The sequence below is a fragment of the Streptomyces sp. NPDC003077 genome (assembly GCF_040611095.1).
Classification (GTDB): Bacteria; Actinomycetota; Actinomycetes; order Streptomycetales; family Streptomycetaceae; genus Streptomyces.
In genome coordinates this window covers 1-20,996 of sequence record NZ_JBEXNM010000016.1, presented here as the reverse complement: position 1 = coordinate 20,996, position 20,996 = coordinate 1, and the positions used below count along the sequence as shown (strand labels likewise).

General features: G+C 71.7%; 17 protein-coding genes. 8 read left to right on the top strand and 9 right to left on the bottom strand.

Annotated elements, in window-relative coordinates; all coding sequences use genetic code 11:
* The first annotated feature begins 474 nt into the window (after positions 1-474).
* From ABZX96_RS13835 to ABZX96_RS13825, 3 genes are all read left to right on the top strand, one after another.
* Positions 475-1,401 carry an ABC transporter ATP-binding protein gene (locus ABZX96_RS13835; RefSeq protein WP_355542945.1) on the top strand — a complete coding sequence of 309 codons (927 nt, stop codon included), beginning with the start codon at positions 475-477 and terminating at the stop codon, positions 1,399-1,401.
* A gap of 151 nt (positions 1,402-1,552) precedes the next feature.
* Entirely contained in the window at positions 1,553-2,287 is a 735-nt protein-coding gene (locus ABZX96_RS13830; protein WP_355543222.1) for an ABC transporter permease, read from the top strand.
* 120 nt (positions 2,288-2,407) lie between these two features.
* A complete protein-coding gene (locus ABZX96_RS13825; protein ID WP_355542942.1) occupies positions 2,408-3,412 on the top strand; it encodes a COX15/CtaA family protein in 1,005 nt (334 codons plus the stop codon).
* Here ABZX96_RS13825 and ABZX96_RS13820 read toward each other — a convergent pair.
* From ABZX96_RS13820 to ABZX96_RS13810, 3 genes are all read right to left on the bottom strand, one after another.
* Positions 3,382-4,599 (bottom strand): amidohydrolase, encoded by a 1,218-nt coding sequence (locus ABZX96_RS13820; RefSeq protein WP_355542939.1) that lies wholly within the window; start codon positions 4,597-4,599, stop codon positions 3,382-3,384. The two genes, ABZX96_RS13825 and ABZX96_RS13820, sit on opposite strands and share 31 nt — an antisense overlap.
* Before the next feature lie 642 nt (positions 4,600-5,241).
* Complete coding sequence (locus ABZX96_RS13815) at positions 5,242-5,637, bottom strand: hypothetical protein (protein WP_355542936.1); 396 nt, start codon at positions 5,635-5,637, stop codon at positions 5,242-5,244.
* A gap of 195 nt (positions 5,638-5,832) precedes the next feature.
* On the bottom strand, positions 5,833-6,786 hold the full coding sequence (locus tag ABZX96_RS13810) for a heme o synthase (protein WP_355542933.1): 954 nt from the start codon (positions 6,784-6,786) through the stop codon (positions 5,833-5,835).
* A 555-nt stretch (positions 6,787-7,341) separates the two neighbouring features.
* Between ABZX96_RS13810 and tkt the strand changes: the two genes are divergently transcribed.
* The 5 genes from tkt to pgl are packed head-to-tail and all read left to right on the top strand — an operon-like array spanning position 7,342 to position 13,989.
* Complete coding sequence (gene tkt / locus ABZX96_RS13805; RefSeq protein WP_355542930.1) at positions 7,342-9,420, top strand: transketolase; 2,079 nt, start codon at positions 7,342-7,344, stop codon at positions 9,418-9,420.
* Positions 9,421-9,455: 35 nt separating this feature from the next.
* On the top strand, positions 9,456-10,574 hold the full coding sequence (gene tal, locus ABZX96_RS13800) for a transaldolase (protein WP_355542927.1): 1,119 nt from the start codon (positions 9,456-9,458) through the stop codon (positions 10,572-10,574).
* Positions 10,575-10,577: 3 nt separating this feature from the next.
* Positions 10,578-12,101, top strand: coding sequence for a glucose-6-phosphate dehydrogenase (gene zwf / locus ABZX96_RS13795; protein ID WP_355542924.1), 1,524 nt, complete (start codon positions 10,578-10,580; stop codon positions 12,099-12,101).
* Entirely contained in the window at positions 12,098-13,210 is a 1,113-nt protein-coding gene (gene opcA / locus ABZX96_RS13790) for a glucose-6-phosphate dehydrogenase assembly protein OpcA (RefSeq protein ID WP_355542921.1), read from the top strand. The genes zwf and opcA overlap by 4 nt, the downstream gene beginning before the upstream one ends.
* Complete coding sequence (pgl, locus tag ABZX96_RS13785) at positions 13,207-13,989, top strand: 6-phosphogluconolactonase (RefSeq protein WP_355542918.1); 783 nt, start codon at positions 13,207-13,209, stop codon at positions 13,987-13,989. Before opcA ends, pgl begins: the two co-directional genes overlap by 4 nt.
* A gap of 398 nt (positions 13,990-14,387) precedes the next feature.
* Here pgl and pgi read toward each other — a convergent pair whose 3' ends face one another.
* From pgi to ABZX96_RS13755, 6 genes are all read right to left on the bottom strand, one after another.
* Complete coding sequence (pgi, locus tag ABZX96_RS13780) at positions 14,388-16,052, bottom strand: glucose-6-phosphate isomerase (protein WP_355542915.1); 1,665 nt, start codon at positions 16,050-16,052, stop codon at positions 14,388-14,390.
* 125 nt (positions 16,053-16,177) lie between these two features.
* Positions 16,178-17,593, bottom strand: coding sequence for an MFS transporter (locus ABZX96_RS13775; protein ID WP_355542912.1), 1,416 nt, complete (start codon positions 17,591-17,593; stop codon positions 16,178-16,180).
* A 397-nt stretch (positions 17,594-17,990) separates the two neighbouring features.
* Positions 17,991-18,326, bottom strand: coding sequence for an RNA polymerase-binding protein RbpA (locus tag ABZX96_RS13770; RefSeq protein ID WP_277994277.1), 336 nt, complete (start codon positions 18,324-18,326; stop codon positions 17,991-17,993).
* Positions 18,327-18,482: 156 nt separating this feature from the next.
* Positions 18,483-18,719: a preprotein translocase subunit SecG gene (secG, locus tag ABZX96_RS13765; protein ID WP_355542908.1), complete on the bottom strand. Its 237-nt coding sequence runs from the start codon at positions 18,717-18,719 to the stop codon at positions 18,483-18,485.
* A 152-nt stretch (positions 18,720-18,871) separates the two neighbouring features.
* Positions 18,872-19,648 carry a triose-phosphate isomerase gene (tpiA, locus tag ABZX96_RS13760; RefSeq protein ID WP_355542905.1) on the bottom strand — a complete coding sequence of 259 codons (777 nt, stop codon included), beginning with the start codon at positions 19,646-19,648 and terminating at the stop codon, positions 18,872-18,874.
* A 6-nt stretch (positions 19,649-19,654) separates the two neighbouring features.
* Complete coding sequence (locus tag ABZX96_RS13755; protein WP_355542902.1) at positions 19,655-20,857, bottom strand: phosphoglycerate kinase; 1,203 nt, start codon at positions 20,855-20,857, stop codon at positions 19,655-19,657.
* Positions 20,858-20,996 lie beyond the last annotated feature (139 nt).

Genomic DNA, 20,996 nt, shown 5'->3' with positions numbered 1-20,996 from the left:
GTGCGACGCCGGCGGGGTGGTGGGCGCGGGCGCACTGGGGGTCGCGGTGGCGGTTGTGGGTCGCGCGGGTCGTCCGGTCGACTCGGACGCGGAGGCGCCGGACCCGGCGGTCGTACCGACCGCGGTGCCTTGCTGTTCCTCGCTCGCGTTTTTCACAACGCCATTGTTGCGTAATTCCTCAGACTGAAACAACCCTCGCCGGGATCACGAACGGGTGGCATCGATCACTAAGGGTTACCTAATCGGTGCGGGTCCGGCCGCTCGACCTGCGGGTTTCCGAGGGTCCCGGAAAGCCCGCCCCCGAAGGCCGGACGAGTGAGGCCCAGGGCCCGTACGGAGCCGTTCGGAGCGCTTCGGGCCGGGCACCCCGCGGGCCCGCGCGCCGACCGTCCGTGACGAAGGGAACACCTCCGGCCGCGGGTTCCGTTCGGGACCCGGGAACACGCGCCGTGCGGAGCTTCGTACACTGCCAAAATGCGAAACGAGCCTGCCGTCGAGGTCGTCGGCCTGGTCAAGCGGTACGGACCGAAGACCGCGGTGGACGGGCTCGACCTGACCGTCGCGCGCGGCGCCGTGACCGCGGTCCTGGGCCCGAACGGCGCCGGGAAGACCACCACCGTCGAGACCTGCGAGGGCTACCGCCGCCCCGACGCCGGCACCGTCCGCGTCCTGGGCCTGGACCCGATCGCCGACGCCGCCGCGCTGCGCCCCCGCGTGGGCGTGATGCTCCAGTCCGGCGGCGTCTACGCGGGCGCGCGGGCGGAGGAGATGCTGCGGCACACCGCCTCCCTGCACGCCCACCCCGTCGACGTCGGCCTCCTCATCGAACGCCTGGGGCTGGCCGGCTGCGGCCGGACGCCCTACCGGCGGCTGTCCGGCGGCCAGCAGCAGCGCCTCGCGCTGGCGATGGCCGTGGTCGGCCGCCCGGAGCTGGTCTTCCTCGACGAACCGACCGCCGGCCTGGACCCGCAGGCCCGGCGCGCCACCTGGGACCTGGTGCGGGAGCTGCGGGCGGACGGCGTCGGCGTCGTGCTGACCACCCATTTCATGGACGAGGCCGAGCAGCTCGCCGACGACGTCGCGATCATCGACGCCGGCCGGGTCATCGCCCAGGGCAGCCCCGAGGAACTGTGCAAGGGCGGCGCCGAGAACACCCTGCGGTTCACCGGGCGCCCGGGCCTGGACATCGCCTCGCTGCTCAAGGCGCTGCCCGCGGACACCGCCGCCGCCGAGCTGACCCCCGGCGCGTACCGCGTCCACGGCCGGGTCGATCCGCAGCTCCTGGCCACCGTCGCCTCCTGGTGCGCGCAGAACGGGGTGATGCCGGACGCCATCGCGGTGGAGCGGCACACCCTGGAGGACGTGTTCCTGGAGCTGACGGGGAAGGAACTGCGGGCGTGAGCGGGGTGCTTCCTGTGAACGGCACCGCACCGTGCCTCCCCTCCTTCCCCTCCCCTCTTTCTTCTCTCTTTCGGCACCTTTCGGAAAGGCACCCTTCGTGACCGCCACCGGCACCTTCACCCCGGCGCCGGGCGCCGCCCCGCTGGGCCGCATGATCCGGGCGCAGGCACTCCTGGAGACCAGGATGCTGCTGCGCAACGGCGAGCAGCTGCTGCTCACCGTCGTGATCCCCACGCTGCTGCTGGTCCTGTTCTCCGCGGTGGACATCGTGGACGTGCCGACGGCCACCGCGAGCGGCGCGGGCAAGGCCGTGGACTTCCTCGCGCCGGGCATCCTGGCGCTGGCCGTGATGTCCACGGCCTTCACCGGCCAGGCCATCGGCACCGGCTTCGACCGGCGCTACGGCGTGCTCAAGCGGCTGGGCGCCTCACCGCTGCCCCGCTGGGCGCTGATGGCCGCGAAGACCTGCTCCGTCCTGGTCACCGAGGTCCTTCAGGTCGTGCTGCTGACGGCCATCGCCTTCGCCCTCGGGTGGTCGCCGCACGGCGACCCGTTCTCGGTCGTGGCGCTGCTGGTGCTGGGCACCGCGGCGTTCTCGGGCCTGGGCCTGCTGATGGCCGGAACGCTCAAGGCCGAGGTGACGCTCGCCGCCGCCAACCTGGTCTTCCTGTTGCTGCTGGTCGCCGGCGGGGTCGTGGTGCCGCTGGAGAAGTTCCCGGAGGCGGCGCAGCAGGTGCTCCAGTTCCTGCCGATCACCGCTCTGTCGGACGGCCTGCGGGACGTGCTCCAGCACGGCGCCGGGGTGCCTTGGGCCGACCTGGGCATCCTGGCGGGGTGGACGGTGCTGGGCCTGGGGGCGGCAGCCCGGTTCTTCCGCTGGGAGTGACGGGAGCGGGGTGCCGTTCCGTCGCCCACGCGGCCGACCATGGCCCGTACGGACCGGCGGCGCGCCGTTACCCCACCCCCTCGTGAAAGTTTGCACAAGCGGAGTCCTACGATGGCTGATGTGCCGAACACGCTGAACCCCCTTGAGCTCATCGCGCGCCGCTGGCAGCCGTCCGCGCGCTTCGTGCGGCGGGCCGCCCTGGCCGCCGTCGTCATGGCCGTCGTCATCGTCGTGGCCGGCGGCGCGGTGCGGCTCACCCAGTCGGGGCTGGGCTGCTCCACCTGGCCCAACTGCGAACCGGGCAGTCTGGTGCCGACGAAGGCGATGGGCATCAACGGCCTCATCGAGTTCGGCAACCGGCTGCTGACCTATGTGCTGTGCGCGTTCATCGGCCTGTTCATCATCGCCGCGCGGGCCCGCGAGCCCCGGCGCCGGTCGCTGACCCGGCTCGGGTGGGCGCAGTTCTGGGTCGTCATGCTCAACGGCGTCGTCGGCGGCATCACCGTCCTGACCGGCCTGAACCCGTACATCGTCAGCGCGCACTTCCTGGCCGCCACCATCCTGCTCACCGTCGCGGTGATCACCTGGCGGCGCGCCAGTGAGGGCGACGAACCGGCCCGCGGCGTGGTGGCGCTCCCGATCCGCCAGCTCGCCTGGCTGCTGGTCGTGGCCACCGGCGCGCTCACCGTCGTCGGCACGCTGGTCACCGGCTCCGGGCCGCACGCGGGCGACGCCCGCGAGGTGCACCGCATCCCGCTGAACTGGCAGGAGATCACCCAGTTCCACGTGGACCTGGTCTACATCGTGGTCGGCCTGACCGTGGCGCTGTGGTTCACTCTGCGTGCCGTCAAGGCGCCGGCCGCCGCGCGCCGCTCCGTGCTGGAGCTGATGGCCTGCATCGTCTTCCAGGGCGCCATCGGCTACATCCAGTACTTCAACGGCCTGCCGGAGTTCGTGATCGGGCTGCACATGCTCGGCTCGACGCTGGTGTGGATCGGGGCCCTGCGGGTCGCCCTCTCCCTGCGCGACCGCGGCGAACTCCCGGAGGACGCCGTGGTGCCCGCGCCCGCGGACGGCCGTCGCGCCGCCGCGGCTCAGTCGGCGCCCGCCGCGTCCCGCCTGTAGATCCGGCGGGCGGTTCCGGAGGCGAGCAGCGCGGCGATCCGCCGCGCGTCCGCCCACCCGCACACGCCCTCGCGCAGCCACTCCCCCAGCGTCCGTTCCACGGCCCGGACGAACAGCCGTGCAGCCGTGACGTAGAGCTCGGGCAGCCCCCGCGCGCCCGTCGAGAACAGCAGCTTTCCGAACGGCGCCAGGCGCAGCGTCTCCTCCGGGTGCGGCCCGGCGTCCGCGTACACATGCGGGTACGCGGCGGCGAGCCGTGCCGCCCGCTGGTGGTACGGCGCCCGCACCAGCAGCACCACGTCCGTGCCGAGCCCCGTGGTGGCGTGCAGGAACCCGGTCAGCGGGTGCGGATCGGGGCAGTGCAGCTGAACGGGGATGCCGGTGGCCACGGCATGCCACAGCAGGTACCGGGCGAGGACGGGGTCGCGCGGCGGGCGCCGAGGGGGGTGGGGGCGGGTGTCTTCGTGCCGGTAGGTGTCTTCGTGCCTGTGGGTCTCTTCGTGCCTGTAGGCCTCTTCGTACCGGTAGATCTCTTCGTGCCGGTAGGTGTCGGCTTTTCCGTACGAGGTCCCGTACGCGTCCTCGCGTGCGCGCAGCCAGCGGTCGGCGGCCCGGCGGACTTCGGCGGACGTGGGGGCGCGGCCCGCACAGTGCGGGGCGCGGGAGGCGAAGGCGACGGCGTGTCCGGCGGCGGCGTGCACGGCCTCCGCGGTCGCGGAGAGGAACCCGTCGACGCTGCCCGCGGTGTCGGCGGTGTCCTCCGCGAGCCGTTCGAGGCCGACGATCTCGTGGACGGGGGCGTCCGCGGCGGCGGACAGTTCGGCGGCCGTGGTGAGGCTGCCCGTCGGGTCGTACGGGTCCGCCGCCGGGCCGGGCGCGCCCGTCTCCACCAGGTACGCCCCGATGCCCGCCCCTCTCAGCAGCACTCGGCCGGCGTGGTAGGCGCCCAGGTCCCGGCGGCGGGCCAGGTAGCGGGCGGGGGCGCAGTGCGGCTCCAGGCCCAGCAGCGGGGGGCACCAGCGGCGCACCGCGAGACCCGTCCAGCTGTCGAAGAACGTGGCGTCGGCCGAGGCCGGACCGAGTGCGCCGGCCGACGCGGCGAGGTGGGCCTCGAAGGAACCCAGCCCCAGTTCGCCGTGGAGCGCGCCGCGGCTGTGCTGGTCGATGAGGGGCGTGAGGCCGTCCATGCGGTGCTCCGTCCCGTCGGGGGCGCTTCGATCCGGTCGGGCCGCCGAGCCCGCCCGGGGCGGCATGCGCCGCCTCCGGCCGGTTCAACGGGCGGGCGGGCCGTCAGGTAGCGGGGCCTTGACAGGGCGGGCGGCTTCCTGTGCGGGCTGGTGGCGGGACGGTGGGAGCGTTGGGGTGCCGGTGAACGCCGGGGGCGTTGTCCTCAAACGCCGGACGGGCTGGAATGGGTGGACCGCCCGCCCGGAAGCGCGCAACGACGCGGAGCCGTGGCGGGAACCGACCGGCAGGCTCAGCCCCGACCACCGAAAGCATCGTCCTCAAACGCCGGACGGGCTGGAATTCGTGGCCCGCCCACCCGCAAGCCCGCAACGACACCGAGGCACGGCGGGAACCGACCGGCAGGCTCACCCCCGACCGCCAAAGGCACCGTCCCCACCGCCCGACAGGCCGGAAATGGCGGCCCACCCACCCGCAAGCCCGCAACGACACCGAGGCACCGAGGCGCGACGGGAGCCGACCAGCAGGCTCCCCCACCACCGAAAGCACCGTCCTCAACGCCCGACAGGCCGGAATCGGCAGCCCGCCCCCGAACGTCTCTCAGTCGCCGGACAGGCCGGAATCAGCAGCCCGCCCCCGGAACGTCAGTCGCCCGACGGCCCCGGGTTCGCCCTCCCGCCCACCTGGATGCCCGCCATCCGCGTCCACTCGTACGGGCCGGTGCGGACGTGGGAGGCCATGTCGCCGTCGAAGGCGTCGCGGAGTTCGGCGCCCGCCTGCTCGGCGGCGGACTGGGCCGTGGTGAAGGAGTTGGCCACCAGGTTGCCCCAGGTGCCGTCGCCGCCGACGAGGGCGATGCGGGTCCGGCCGCGGCCGATGTGGGCCAGCTGGCACTGGACGGAACCGCCGTGGGAGGCGGCGAAAGCGCGGATCTGCTTGGTGAGCCGGGCCGTTTCCTTGGTGGCGCGCGCCGTGTTCGGGGCGTCCGTCACCGCGGTCGCCGTCGCCTGGTCCTCCGCCGCCTGCTTCGTTTCTGCCATGGCCAGGATGCTACCCGTCGGTAATCGGACGCGGAAGGGACGCCCGTCACCGTGAAAAAGGCCACGTGAAAATCCCGGGGGAAATCCGGGAAACGACGGAAAAGGGGGAAAGGAGAGCACGGAGTTGCGCGGAGAGCACAAAAAAAGCCACGTCCCCGCCGGAGCGGGGACGTGGCCTTGGGTACCGCGGGCCTCTCAGCGCAGGAAGGGATCCACGGCTATGGCCACGAACAGGAGCGACACATAGGTGATGGACCAGTGGAAGAGGCGCATCTCCTTGAGCTTGGGGCCCGTGATCTCCGCCTTGGCGCGGGCCTGGAGGGCGTGTGCCTCCTTGAGCCAGAAGGCGCCGCAGAGCACCGCGACCGCCGTGTAGAACCAGCCCGTGTAGCCCAGCGGCTGGAGCAGCAGGGAGACGGCCACCATGACCCAGCTGTAGGCGACGATCTGCCGGGCCACCACCTTGTTGCCGGCCACGACCGGGAGCATCGGCACACCGGCCCGCTCGTAGTCCTCCTTGACCCGCATGGACAGCGGCCAGTAGTGCGGCGGCGTCCAGAAGAACATCACGAGGAAGAGGATGACGGGGGCCCAGGAGACCGAGTTGGTCACCGCGGACCAGCCGATGAAGACCGGCATGCAGCCCGCGATGCCGCCCCACACGATGTTCTGGGACGTGCGGCGCTTGAGGATCATCGTGTAGACGACGACGTAGAAGAGCAGCGCGCCCAGGGACAGCAGGGCCGAGAGCGGGTTGACCAGGAACCAGAACCAGGCGGTCGAGCCCACCGCGAGCGCGGTCGCGAAGACCAGGCACTCGCCCGGCGAGACCATGCCCGTGACCAGGGGGCGCTGGGAGGTGCGGGACATCAGCGCGTCGATGTCGCGGTCGATGTACATGTTGAAGGCCGCGGCGCCGCCCGCGGAGAGGTAGCCGCCCACGCAGGTCGCGGCCACCAGCCACAGGTCGGGGACGCCCTCGGCCGCCAGGAACATCACCGGCACCGTCGTCATCAGCAGCAGCTCGATGACGCGCGGCTTGGTCAGCGCCACGAACGCCTTGACGCGGGCCCCGAACGGACGGTGACCGGGACCGCCCGGAGTGCTCTGAGAGAGCGCCCCCGCAGGTCGGGATTCGACGGCCGTCACGCACACCCCTGGAAGTTAACGTCAGCGGCTTCCGCCGCGAGATAAGGCCTGCAAGCTCGCCCGGCGGTGAAGAACCGGTAAAGGCTTGCGCGTACCACGCCACTTTAGACGTTGGCGATACGACGGCCTTCGCGGGGGTGGGGTCGTGTTGGGTCCGGGTGGTCGTACGGTGAACCAGTGGTTCCGCAACGGCGAGGCCTGACGCCCCGTCAGCCACGGAATCCCGAGATCCCGCCGCAACGGCGCTGCGGGCCCCCTTCCGGAACGACGGATTCCGTTGCGTGGGCGTTCTGCCGCCGTTCAAGAGGCGAAAGCGCGCACCGCCCGGCAATCTGGTCGTATGGGTGTCGCGCGACGGACGGAGAACGTTTCGCGGGGGCTGCGGGAATGTTTCCCGTCCGGGTTTCAGTTGCGGAAAGCGTCGAGTTCTCGTCGCGACAGCCGTCGACAGTCAGTCGAAAAGATGCACGCCCCTGCGGGGGTAGGCTCGACGGCGCCGGGCGGACATACCGTCCCCGGCATTCGACATTTTGTGGAGAGGAGCCCTGACCCAGGGTGAGCAACAAGCCGACCACCACAGACCTCGAGTGGACCGAATTGGACCAGCGGGCCGTCGATACCGTCCGCGTCCTGGCCATGGATTCCGTGCAGAAGGTCGGTAACGGCCATCCGGGTACTGCCATGAGCCTCGCGCCGGCCGCCTACCTGCTCTTCCAGAAGCTGATGCGGCACGACCCGGCGGACGCGAAGTGGACGGGCCGCGACCGCTTCGTCCTTTCCGCGGGGCACTCCAGCCTGACCCTCTACATCCAGCTCTACCTGGCCGGCTACGGCCTGGAGCTGGACGACCTGAAGTCCTTCCGCACCTGGGGCTCCAAGACCCCCGGTCACCCGGAGTACGGGCACACCGTCGGCGTCGAGACGACCACCGGCCCGCTGGGCCAGGGTGTCGCCAACGGCGTGGGCATGGCGATGGCCGCCCGCTACGAGCGCGGCCTGTTCGACCCGGACGCGGCGCCGGGCACCTCCCCGTTCGACCACACCGTCTGGGTCATCGCCGGTGACGGCTGCCTCCAGGAGGGCGTGGCGGCCGAGGCGTCCTCGCTGGCCGGTCACCAGAAGCTGGGCAACCTCGTCCTGCTGTGGGACGACAACCACATCTCCATCGAGGGCGACACCGAGACCGCGATCTCCGAGGACACCCTCAAGCGGTACGAGGCCTACGGCTGGCACGTGCAGCGCGTGGAGCAGCTGCCCAACGGCGACCTGGACCCGGTGGGCCTGTACAACGCCCTGAAGGCGGCGCAGGCCGAGACCGAGCGCCCGTCCTTCATCGCGGCCCGTTCGATCATCGCCTGGCCGGCCCCGCACGCCCAGAACACCGAGGCCGCGCACGGCTCGGCGCTGGGTGACGAGGAGATCGCCGCCACCAAGAAGGTCATGGGCTTCGACCCGGAGCAGACCTTCGAGGTCTCCGACGAGGTCATCCGGCACACCCGTGCCGCCTGGGACCGCGGCCGGGACGCGCACGCCGAGTGGGACAAGGCTCTCGCCGAGTGGCGCGAGGCCAACCCGGAGCGCGCCGCGCTGTTCGACCGCATCCAGGCGGGCGAGCTGCCGGAGGGCTGGGAGAAGGCGCTGCCCGCGTTCGAGACCGGCAAGGGCGTCGCCACGCGTGCGGCCTCCGGCAAGGTCCTGCAGGCGCTGGGCGCGGTGATCCCCGAGCTGTGGGGCGGCTCCGCCGATCTCGCCGGTTCGAACAACACCACCATCGACAAGAACTCGTCGTTCCTGCCGAAGGGCAACCCGCTGCCGGAGGCCGACCCGTACGGGCGTACGGTGCATTACGGCATCCGCGAGCACGCCATGGGTTCGACCATGAACGGCATCGCGCTGCACGGCGGCACGCACATCTACGGCGGCACCTTCCTGGTGTTCTCCGACTACATGCGCCCGGCCGTGCGGCTGGCCGCCCTGATGCAGCTGCCGGTGACGTACGTGTGGACGCACGACTCCATCGGCCTGGGCGAGGACGGCCCGACCCACCAGCCGGTCGAGCACCTGGCGTCGCTGCGGGCCATCCCCGGCCTGAACATCGTCCGTCCGGCCGACGCCAACGAGACGGCGACGGCCTGGGCCGAGATCCTCAAGCGCCACTACACCAAGCCGGCCCCGCACGGTCTGGCGCTGACCCGTCAGGGCGTGCCGACCTACCCGGCGAACCCGGCCGCGGCCAAGGGCGGCTACGTGCTGTTCGAGGCGGAGGGCGGCGAGCCGCAGGTCATCCTGATCGGCACCGGCTCCGAGGTGCAGCTCGCCGTCGAGGCGCGCGAGCGGCTCCAGGCCGAGGGCATCCCGACCCGCGTGGTCTCGATGCCGTCGGTGGAGTGGTTCGAGGAGCAGGACCAGGGGTACCGCGACAGCGTGCTGCTGCCGACCGTCAAGGCGCGGGTCGCCGTGGAGGCCGGTATCGGCCTGACCTGGCACCGCTACGTCGGTCAGCACGGCCGGGTGATCTCCCTGGAGCACTTCGGTGCCTCGGCCGACGCCAAGGTGCTCTTCCACGAGTTCGGCTTCACCGCCGACGCGGTCGCCACCGCGGCCCGGGAATCGCTCGACGCCGCCGCGCGCTGACGCTTTTATACGACTAAGTAGGAGATGCAAACCCCATGACAGACGCACTGAAGCGCCTCTCCGACGAAGGCGTCGCGATCTGGCTGGACGACCTGTCCCGCAAGCGCATCACGTCGGGCAACCTGTCCGAGCTGATCGACCAGCAGCACGTCGTCGGTGTCACCACCAACCCGTCGATCTTCCAGAAGGCGATCTCGCAGGGCGACGGTTACGACCAGCAGCTCGCCGACCTCGGCGCCCGCAAGGTCACCGTCGAGGAGGCCATCCGGATGATCACGACGGCGGACGTCCGCGACGCCGCCGACATCCTGCGCCCGGTCTTCGACGCCACCGACGGCCAGGACGGCCGGGTGTCCATCGAGGTCGACCCGCGTCTGGCGCACAGCACGAAGGCGACCGTCGCCGAGGCCAAGCAGCTGGCCTGGCTGGTGGACCGTCCGAACGCGCTCATCAAGATCCCCGCGACGAAGGCCGGCCTGCCGGCGATCGCCGAGACCATCGGCCACGGCATCAGCGTCAACGTCACGCTGATCTTCTCGCTGGAGCGCTACCGCGCGGTCATGGACGCCTACCTGACCGGTCTGGAGAAGGCCAAGGCCGCCGGCCTGGACCTGTCCAAGATCCACTCGGTGGCGTCCTTCTTCGTGTCCCGTGTGGACACCGAGATCGACAAGCGGCTGGACGGCATCGGCTCCGACGAGGCCAAGGCCCTCAAGGGCAAGGCCGCGCTGGCCAACGCCCGGCTGGCCTACCAGGCGTACGAGGAGGTCTTCTCCTCCGACCGCTGGGAGGCGCTGGAGAAGTCGGGCGCCAACAAGCAGCGTCCGCTGTGGGCCTCGACCGGCGTCAAGGACCCGGCCTACAAGGACACCATGTACGTGACCGACCTGGTCGCGCCGGGCACGGTCAACACCATGCCGGAGGCCACGCTGGAGGCCACCGCCGACCACGGCGAGATCACCGGCGACACCATCCGCGGCACCTACGCCCAGGCCAAGGCCGACCTCGACGCGATCGCCAAGCTGGGGATCTCGTACGACGACGTGGTGCAGCTCCTGGAGGACGAGGGCGTCGAGAAGTTCGAGGCGTCCTGGAACGACCTGCTCAAGTCCACTGAGGCGGAGCTCAAGCGCCTCGCGCCTTCGGAAGGCTGAGAATTGTCCAGCAGCAATCCGCTGCGTGACGCACAGGACCGGCGGCTCCCGCGTATCGCGGGGCCGTCCGGCCTCGTCATCTTCGGCGTCACGGGCGATTTGTCACGTAAAAAGCTGATGCCGGCCGTGTACGACCTCGCCAACCGGGGGCTGCTGCCGCCGGGCTTCTCGCTCGTCGGGTTCGCCCGCCGCGAGTGGGAGAACGAGGACTTCGCACACGAGGTCTACGAAGCGGTCAAGCAGCACGCGCGGACGCCCTTCCGCGAGGAGGTCTGGCAGCAGCTCGTGCGCGGCTGCCGGTTCGTGCAGGGCAACTTCGACGACGACCAGGCCTTCGAGACGCTCAAGGCGACGATCGAGGAACTGGACAAGCAGCAGGGCACCGGCGGCAACTTCGCCTTCTACCTGTCCGTGCCGCCGAAGTTCTTCCCCACCGTCGTCCAGCAGCTCAAGAAGCACGGCCTGGCCGACCAGAAGGAAGGCGCCTGGCGCCGCGCGGTCATCGAGAAGCCCTTCGGCCACGACCTGGCCAGCGCGCAGGAACTGAACCGGATCGTCCACGAGGTCTTCCCGCCCGACTCGGTCTTCCGGATCGACCACTACCTGGGCAAGGAAACCGTCCAGAACATCCTGGCGCTGCGGTTCGCCAACACGATGTTCGAGCCGATCTGGAACCGTTCGTACGTCGACCACGTGCAGATCACGATGGCCGAGGACATCGGCATCGGCGGCCGGGCCGGCTACTACGACGGCATCGGCGCGGCGCGCGACGTCATCCAGAACCACCTCCTCCAGCTCCTCGCGCTGACCGCCATGGAGGAGCCCGCCTCCTTCGACGCGGAGTCGCTGGTCGCGGAGAAGACCAAGGTCCTGGGCGCGGTGCGCCTCCCGGACGACCTGGGCAAGGAGACGGTGCGCGCCCAGTACTCCGCCGGGTGGCAGGGCGGCGAGCAGGCCGTCGGCTACCTCCAGGAAGAGGGCATCGACCCGAATTCCAAGACCGACACCTACGCCGCGATCAAGCTGGAGGTGGACAACCGCCGCTGGGCGGGCGTCCCCTTCTACCTGCGCACCGGCAAGCGGCTGGGCCGCCGGGTCACCGAGATCGCGGTGGTCTTCCAGCGCGCCCCGCACTCCCCCTTCGACCACACCGCCACCGAGGAGCTGGGGCAGAACGCCCTGGTCATCCGGGTGCAGCCGGACGAGGGCGTGACCGTGCGGTTCGGCTCGAAGGTGCCCGGCACCTCCATGGAGGTGCGGGACGTCTCGATGGACTTCGCGTACGGCGAGTCCTTCACCGAGTCCAGCCCCGAGGCGTACGAGCGCCTGATCCTGGACGTCCTGCTCGGCGACGCCAACCTCTTCCCGCGCGTGGAGGAGGTCGAGCAGTCCTGGCGCATCCTCGACCCGATCGAGGAGTACTGGGACAAGAACGGCAAGCCCGCGCAGTACACGGCCGGGACGTGGGGGCCCATCGAGGCGGACGAAATGCTCGCACGAGACGGACGGAGCTGGCGTCGGCCATGAAGATCGACCTCACGGAAACCACGGCCAGCAAGATCAACAAGGCGCTGGTCCAGGGGCGCCGCGCCATCGGCACCCCCGCCGTCGGGATGGTGCTCACCCTCGTCATCGTCACCGACGAGGAGAACGCCTACGACTCCCTCAAGGCCGCCAACGACGCCTCCCGCGAGCACCCCTCGCGCACCATCGTCGTCATCAAGCGGCACAGCCGTTCCCCGCGCGACCGCGCCAAGGCGCGGCTGGACGCGGAGGTGCGGGTCGGCGCGGACGCCGGCACCGGCGAAACGATCGTGCTGCGGCTGTACGGCGAGGCCATCAACCACGCCCAGTCCGTGGTGCTGCCGCTGCTGCTGCCGGACGCCCCGGTGGTCGTGTGGTGGCCGGTCAACGCCCCGGTGGACCCGGCGAAGGACCCCCTCGGGTCGTTCGCCCAGCGCCGGGTGACCGACACCTACGCCACCGAGCAGCCCATCCGGGAGCTGACCGAGCGCGCCAAGACCTACACCCCCGGCGACACGGACCTCTCCTGGACCCGCATCACGCCCTGGCGTTCGATGCTGGCCGCCGCCCTGGACCAGGCGCCCTGCCGGGTCACCGCGGTCGAGGTCGAGGGCGAGGAGTTCAACCCGAGCTGCGAGCTGCTGGCCATGTGGCTCGCGGACCGGCTGGACGTCCCCGTCAAGCGCACGCTGTCGGCCGGACCGGGGCTGACGGCCGTACGGATGGAGACCGACGGCGGACCGATCACCCTGGACCGCGCGGACGGCGGCCTGGCCACGCTTTCCATGCGCGGCCAGCCGGACCGCTCGGTCGCGCTCAAGCGGCGGGACACCTCCGAGCTGCTCGCCGAGGAGCTGCGCCGGCTCGACCCGGACGACACCTACGCCTCCGCGCTGAAGTTCGGCGTGGAGCGGCTGACGGAGCCGGCGGACGCCGAGACGGTCGTCCCGCCGGAGCCCGCCGACGCGCCCGGCCCGGTGCGCGCCGCGGCGGCCGGACCGGTCGAACCGCAGCAGCCGGAGAAGGAGCAGTCCCCGGCTCAGGGCCAGTCCCAGGGTCAGGGCAACGGCAAGAAGGGCGGCTCGTCGTCCAAGAAGGCGGCGACGAAGTGAGCACCCCGCAGGTCGTCGTCCACCGGGACAAGGACCTGATGGCCAAGGCCGCGGCGGCCCGGCTGATCACGAAGATCGTGGACGCCCAGGCCGCCCGCGGCACCGCCTCGGTCGTCCTCACCGGCGGGCGCAACGGCAACGGGCTGCTCGCGGCCCTCGCAGAGTCGCCCGCCCGGGAGGCGGTCGACTGGACCCGGCTGGACCTGTGGTGGGGCGACGAGCGGTTCCTGCCCGACGGGGACCCGGAGCGCAACCACACCCAGGCCCGCGCCGCGCTGCTGGACGCGGTGCCGCTGGACCCGTCCCGCGTGCACGTCATGGCGCCCTCGGACGGTCCGTACGGGAACGACGTCGAGGCCGCGGCCGAGGCGTACGCGGCCGAACTGGCCGCCGCCGCGGGCCCCGAGAACCACGGCCCGGTGCCGACCTTCGACGTCCTGCTGCTGGGCGTCGGACCGGACACCCACGTGGCCTCGCTGTTCCCCGAACTCCCCGCGGTACGCGAGACCGAGCGCACCGTCGTCGGCGTGCACGGCGCCCCGAAGCCGCCGCCCACCCGGATCTCCCTGACGCTGCCCGCCATCCGGGCGGCCCGGGAGGTCTGGCTGCTGGCGGCCGGCGAGGACAAGGCGCAGGCCGCGGCCATCGCGCTCTCCGGCGCCGGGGAGATCCAGGCCCCGGCGGCCGGCGCCCACGGCCGCAGCCGCACGCTGTGGCTGCTGGACGAGGCGGCGGCGAGCAGCCTGCCGCGCGCGCTGTACCCGCCGGCTTCGGCGTAGGGACGAGACGGCGCCGGGACCCCGGTCGCGTCACCACAGCCCCGCTTCTCTTCGGAGGAGCGGGGCTGTTGGCGTGGGTGGGTGCTTCGGCACGGGGCGGCGGTGGCCGTGGAGCCGTCGGACGGAAGGTCGTCCGAACGATCCGCCGACGGGCCGCGGACGGCCGGAGATCCGGACGAGCGACGCCGCGCGACCGGCGTGGGCCACACAGGTCAGCCCCGCCCGCGCCCCCGCAGGTCGGGCGCGAGCGGGGCCGCGCGACCGGTGTGGGCCGGGCGGAACGCCGTACGGGCGGCAGCCCCGACGGGCAAGGGAACGGGTGTGGGCCCGGCGGCTCACTCGGCCGCCGGGCCCACACCCGAACCGCACACACACGTCCCGCGTGTACGACCCGAAGGTCAGGCGCGCCCGCGCACCTCGCGGTAGCGCTTGACGAGGGCGGTGGTGGAGGCGTCCAGGCCCTCGACCCGCGCGCCCTCCGTCAGCGCCGGCTCCACGCGCTTGGCCAGGACCTTGCCCAGCTCCACGCCCCACTGGTCGAAGGAGTCGATGTTCCAGATGGCGCCCTGGACGAACACCTTGTGCTCGTAGAGGGCGATGAGCTGGCCCAGGACGGACGGGCTCAGCTCGTCGGCCAGGATCGTGGTGGTCGGGTGGTTGCCCTGGAAGGTGCGGTGGGAGATCAGTTCCTCGGCCACGCCCTCGGCGCGCACCTGGTCCGGCGTCTTGCCGAAGGCCAGCGCCTGGCCCTGGGCGAAGAGGTTGGCCATGAGCAGGTCGTGCTGGGCCACCAGGCCCGGCTGAAGGTCCTCGACCGGGCGGGCGAAGCCGAGCAGGTCGGCCGGGATCATCTTGGTGCCCTGGTGGAGGAGCTGGTAGTAGGCGTGCTGGCCGTTGGTGCCGGGGGTGCCCCACACCACCGGGCCGGTCTGCCAGCGCACCGGCTCGCCGTCGCGGTCCACCGACTTGCCGTTGGACTCCATGTCGAGCTGCTGGAGGTAGGCGGTGAACTTGGAGAGGTAGTGGCTGTACGGCAGGACGGCGTGCGACTGGGCGTCCCAGAAGTTGCCGTACCAGACGCCGAGGAGGCCGAGCAGCAGCGGGGCGTTCTCCTCCGGCGGGGCGGTCCGGAAGTGCTCGTCGACGAGGTGGAAGCCGGCCAGCATCTCGCGGAAGCGCTCCGGGCCGATCGCGACCATCAGCGAGAGGCCGATCGCGGAGTCGAAGGAGTACCGGCCGCCGACCCAGTCCCAGAACTCGAACATGTTGTCGGTGTCGATGCCGAACTCGGCGACCTTCTCGGCGTTGGTCGACAGCGCCACGAAGTGCTTGGCCACCGCGTCGTCACCGGCCCGCAGACCGGTCAGCAGCCAGTCCCGGGCGGAGGTGGCGTTGGTGATCGTCTCGATGGTGGTGAAGGTCTTCGAGGCAATGATGAACAGCGTCTCGGCCGGGTCGAGGTCGCGCACCGCCTCGTGCAGGTCCGCGCCGTCCACGTTGGAGACGAAGCGGAACTGCATGTCGCGGTCGGTGTACGCGCGCAGCGCCTCGTACGCCATCGCCGGGCCCAGGTCGGAGCCGCCGATACCGATGTTGACGACCGTCTTGATGCGCTTTCCGGTGTGGCCCTTCCAGTCACCCGAACGCACCCGGTCGGCGAAGACCTGCATCTTGGTGAGGACGGCGTGCACGCCGGGCACCACGTTCTCGCCGTCCACCTCGACGGAGGCCGACTCGGGCACGCGCAGGGCGGTGTGCAGCACCGCGCGGTCCTCGGTGATGTTGATCTTGTCGCCACGGAACATGGCGTCGCGCAGCCCGGCCACGCCGGTCGCCGCGGCCAGCTCGCGCAGCAGGCGCAGCGTCTCGTCCGTCACCAGGTGCTTGGAGTAGTCCAGGTACAGGTCACCGACCCGGAGGGAGTAGCGCTCGGCGCGGCCCGGGTCCTTGGCGAACAGCTCGCGCAGATGCACCTCCCCCATCTGCTCGCGGTGCTTGCTCAGCGCGTTCCACTCAGGCATCTGGTCGAGCCTGCTGCGGCTTTCTGCGTTCATCTCGGACATCAGCCTTCTCATCTCGTACCGGCCCCGCCACCCTCCAACCTAATTGATCAGGGGGCGGTACGAGCGCTGTGTCCGCTGTCAGCCAAGATCGGCAGTTCTTCCGCAAAACCCGGAATAACGCGCGGTCACCACGCCTTCTCCTGATGACCTCTACCCGCCCCCAGCACCGGTATCAGCGCCAGCGACCCGCCGCCGATCAGCGCCGCGGCCAGGAGCGCGGGAACGTTCGGACCCCAGGCGGCGGCCACCGCCCCGCCGAGCAGGGCGCCCAGCGGGGCACCGGCCGTGGAGACGGTACGGAAGGCCGCGCTGATCCGGCCGAGCAGTCGCGCGGGGGACCGCCGCTGCACGGCCGTCGTCTCCACCACGTTCCACACCATCCCGGCGAAGCCGAACACCCCCAGCAGCCCGACCGCCACCGGCGCCGACCGCACCGTCCCGAAGGCCACCAGCACCCCGCACTGCACCAGGCCGGCGATCAGCAGCGTGCGCCGCGGCCCGCCGAGCACCGCCACCACCCGCGGGGCCACCAGCCCGCCCACCACCATGCCCACGCCGTACCCCGTCGTCACCGCGGCGTAGCCCGCGTCCCCGGCACCCAGCCACCCCTTCACCAGGACGACGAGCGTGGCGATCAGCGCGCCGATGCCGACGTTGCCCAGCGCCACCGCCACCGAGAACACCCGCAGCACCCGGTCCCCCCACAGCGCCCGCAGGCCCTCGCCCATCTCCCCCCGCAGCGCCCGTATGCCCTCGCGTGTCTCACGCCACCGGGCGCGGACGCTTCCCCGCCGCTCCCCCGCACCGGCGGCAGCCGCCTCCCCCTCCCCGGATCGCCCGGCGCCGTCGTCGGCGGCGACCGGCCCCTCGAACGATCCGGCGGGCTCCGATCCCCCGGGCCGCCCGCCCACCCGCAGCGAGGCGACCAGCACGGCGGCCACGAGGTACGTCACCGCGTCCGCCGCGAACGGAACGGCCGCACCCAGGGCTATCAGCAGCGGCACCACCGGCCCGCCCACGAACCGGCCCATCACCTCCTGACCGGTCATCAGCCGGGCGTTGGCCCGGGCGAGCGCCGCCTGGGGCACCACGGACGGGAGCAGGGCGGTGGCCGCGTTGTCGAAGACCGTCTGAAATGTCGTCAGGGCGAAACTCAGCGCCAGCAGCAGCCCGATGCCGACCTCGTCCAGCCAGAGGGCCACCGCGAACGCGGCCATCAGCAGGCCGCGCAGCACGTCCACCACCCACATCGCCCGCCGCTGGTCCACCCGGTCCGCGATCGCGCCGCCCACCAGCCCGAAGAGCAGCCACGGCACGAAACCGCAGGCCGTGACCAGGGCGATCAGCACCGGGGAGTCCGTCAGCGCGTACGCCAGCAGGGGCAGCGCGGTACCGCGCAGGGCGTCCCCGAAGCGGGAGACGACGGCCGCGCCCCACAGCCGCCCGAACCCGCCGCGCCACGCCGGCACCCCGGCCACCACCGCGGCCTCCCGCGCCCCCGGCCTCTCCTCGGACCGCTCCCCGGACACCGTCTCCGCCATGCCGCTCCCCTGCCTCCCCTTGGCCCCGGGACCACGCCGGCCCCGCGCACCCCGCCGGTACTCTCCCGGCGTCCACGACGGTAGAGGCACCCACTGACAACGGGCCTCGGGCACCTGCCCTATCCAGGGCCTCAGTCAGGCGAGCAGCCCGTCACCGGCACCGGAGAACACCCGGCTCACGCGTCCGCCCGGACTCCATCCCGCGGCAGCGCCCGGCCCCGGCCCGCACACGCCCGCCCCGCCACCGGCAAAAACGCGGCCGGCCCGGCCGGAGGGATCTCCTCCGGCCGGGCCGGCCGTTCGCTGTGCTGAGCGGTGCGTGCGTGCCGAGTGCGGATTCCGTCGGCTCGCGCCGCGTCGGTGCGGGTGTCCGTCGGCCCCCGGCGTGTGGATCGGGTCAGATCTCGCCGCGGAGCTTGGCGAGCGCCTCCGCGAGGATGGCCTCGCCGTCGGCGTCGCTGCGGCGCTCCCGGACGTACGCCAGGTGCGTCTTGTACGGCTCGGTGCGCGGCGGGTCCGGCGGGTTGTCCCGGTCCTTGCCTGCCGGGAAACCACAGCGCGGGCAGTCCCAGGTGTCCGGGACCTGTGCGTCGCCGGCGAAGCTGGGCTGTGTCTCGTGCCCGTTCGAGCACCAGAAGGAGATGCGGATGCGCGGCGCTGACTCGCCTCGCTCGGCCTCCCCCATCGGCCCCGCTCCGACCCGACTTCCTCGGATCGCGTTGCCACTTGCCACGGTTGTAACTCCCTGCGTGATGGTGCTGCGGAGCGTCGACGGGCACTCCGCTGCGGGCGCCCCAGTCTACGTAAGGCCCAACGCGCGTCCAGCGACAGGAGTTACACCCCCACCCGAGGACGCGCCTTCATGATAAGCCGCGTCCCCGACGGGGCGTCAGCTGTCGAGCTTCATCAGGACACCGAGCACGACGATGCAGGCGAACCACAGCACACCGACCACGATGGTGATGCGGTCGAGGTTGCGCTCCGCGACGGAGGAGCCGCCGACCGAGGACTGCATGCCGCCACCGAACATGTCGGACAGGCCGCCGCCCTTCCCCTTGTGCATGAGCACCAGCAGCAGCAACAGCAGGCTGAAGACGATGAGGGCGATCGAGAACCCGATGACCACGGCTGGACCAACTCTCTAGGACTGACGAACGGGATCGCGCCACCGCTCCGGCACGGAAGCGGGGCGCTGTACGGCTACGGGGCCGGGTGGCGCGTGGCGCGCCGGACCCGGCCCCGACAGGGTACGACGGGCCGGGCCCGTCGTCATAGCTGCTACTGATCGCGGAAGCGCACGATCTTCACGAACTCGTCGACGTCCAGCGAGGCGCCGCCGACCAGCGCGCCGTCCACGTCCGGCTGCGCCATGATCGAGGCCACATTGCCGGCCTTGACGGAGCCGCCGTACTGGATGCGGACCTTGTCGGCCACCTCCTGGCCGTACAGCTCGGCCAGCCGGCCGCGGATCGCCCCGCAGACCTCCTGCGCGTCCTCGGGGGTGGCGACCTCGCCGGTGCCGATGGCCCACACCGGCTCGTAGGCGATGACGATCGTCGCGGCCTGCTCGGCCGGGACGTCCTTCAGGCCGCCGTCGACCTGGGCGAGGGTGTGGGAGACCTGGTTGCCCGCCTTGCGGACGTCCAGGCCCTCGCCGACGCACAGGATCGGGGTGACGCCGTGCCGGAAGGCCGCCTTGACCTTGGCGTTGCAGACCTCTTCGTCCTCGCCGTGGTACTGGCGGCGCTCGCTGTGGCCGACGGCCACGTACGCGCACTTCAGCTTGGCGAGCATGGCGCCGGAGATCTCGCCGGTGTAGGCACCGGAGTCCTGCGCCGAGAGGTCCTGGGCACCGTACTTGATCTTGAGCTTGTCGCCCTCGACCAGCGTCTGCACCGACCGCAGGTCGGTGAAGGGCGGCAGGACCGCGACCTCGACGGCCGCGAAGTCCTTGTCGTCGAGTGCGAAGGCGAGCTTCTGGACGTGCTGGATGGCCTCAAGGTGGTTGAGGTTCATCTTCCAGTTGCCCGCCATGAGCGGGGTGCGGGTGGTCACGGTTTCTCAGTCCTCCAGAGCGGCGAGACCGGGGAGCGTCTTGCCTTCGAGGTATTCGAGGCTGGCGCCGCCACCGGTCGAAATGTGGCCGAAAGCATTGTCGTCGAAGCCCAGCCGGCGAACCGCGGCGGCCGAGTCGCCCCCGCCGACGACGGTGAACCCGTCGCTGTCGACCAGCGCCTGCGCGATGGCGCGGGTGCCGTTCGCGTAGTCGGGGTGCTCCGAGACGCCGACCGGGCCGTTCCAGAACACGGTCGCCGCGTCGGCGATCTTCGAGGCGAACAGCTCGCGGGTCTTCGGGCCGATGTCCAGGCCCTCCTTGTCGGAGGGGATCTGGTCGGAGGGCACGGTGACGTAGTCCGCCGGGGCCTTGGTCTTCAGGTCGGGGAAGTCCGCCGAGGCCAGGATGTCCACCGGGAGCACCAGCTCGACGCCGTTCGCCTCGGCGCGCTCCATGTACTCGGTGACGGCCGGGATCTGGTCTTCCTGGAGGAGCGAGATGCCGACCTCGTAGCCCTTGGCCTTGAGGAAGGTGTAGGCCATGCCGCCGCCGATCAGCAGCCGGTCGGCCTTGCCGAGCAGCTCGTCGATGACGGCGAGCTTGTCGGAGACCTTGGCGCCGCCGAGCACGACGACGTACGGGCGCTTGACGTCCTCGGTGAGCTTCTTCAGGACGCCGACCTCGGTGGCGATCAGGTCGCCGGCGGCGTGCGGCAGCAGCTTGGGCAGGTCGTAGACGGAGGCGTGCTTGCGGTGCACGGCGCCGAAGCCGTCACCCACGTACAGGTCCGCGAGCCGCGCGAGCTCGTCCGCGAAGGCCGCGCGCTCGGCGTCGTCCTTGCTGGTCTCGCCCGGGTTGAAGCGCAGGTTCTCCAGGACGGCCACCTGGCCGTCGGCCAGCCCGGCCACCACCGAGCCGGCGGACTCGCCGACGGTGTCGGTCGCGAAGGCCACGTCCTTGCCCAGCAGCTCGCCCAGCCGCTCGGCGGCGGGCTTCAGGGAGAAGGCCGGGTCCGGGGCGCCCTTGGGGCGGCCCAGGTGGGAGGCGACGATCACCTTGGCGCCACGCTCGGCGAGCTTGGCGATCGTCGGCGCGACGGCGCGGATGCGGCCGTCGTCGGTGATGGTGGTGCCGTCCAGCGGCACGTTGAGGTCGGCGCGGACGAAGACCCGCTTGCCCGCGACCTCAAGGTCGTCGATCGTCTTCATGGAGTGACTCCGTATGCGTGGTCGGTCATGGGTCGGGGCTCGTACGGCGCCGACCTCAACGTGCCGCTGGACGGCACCACCATCACCGACGACGGCCGCATCCGCGCCGTCGCGCCGACGATCGCCAAGCTCGCCGAGC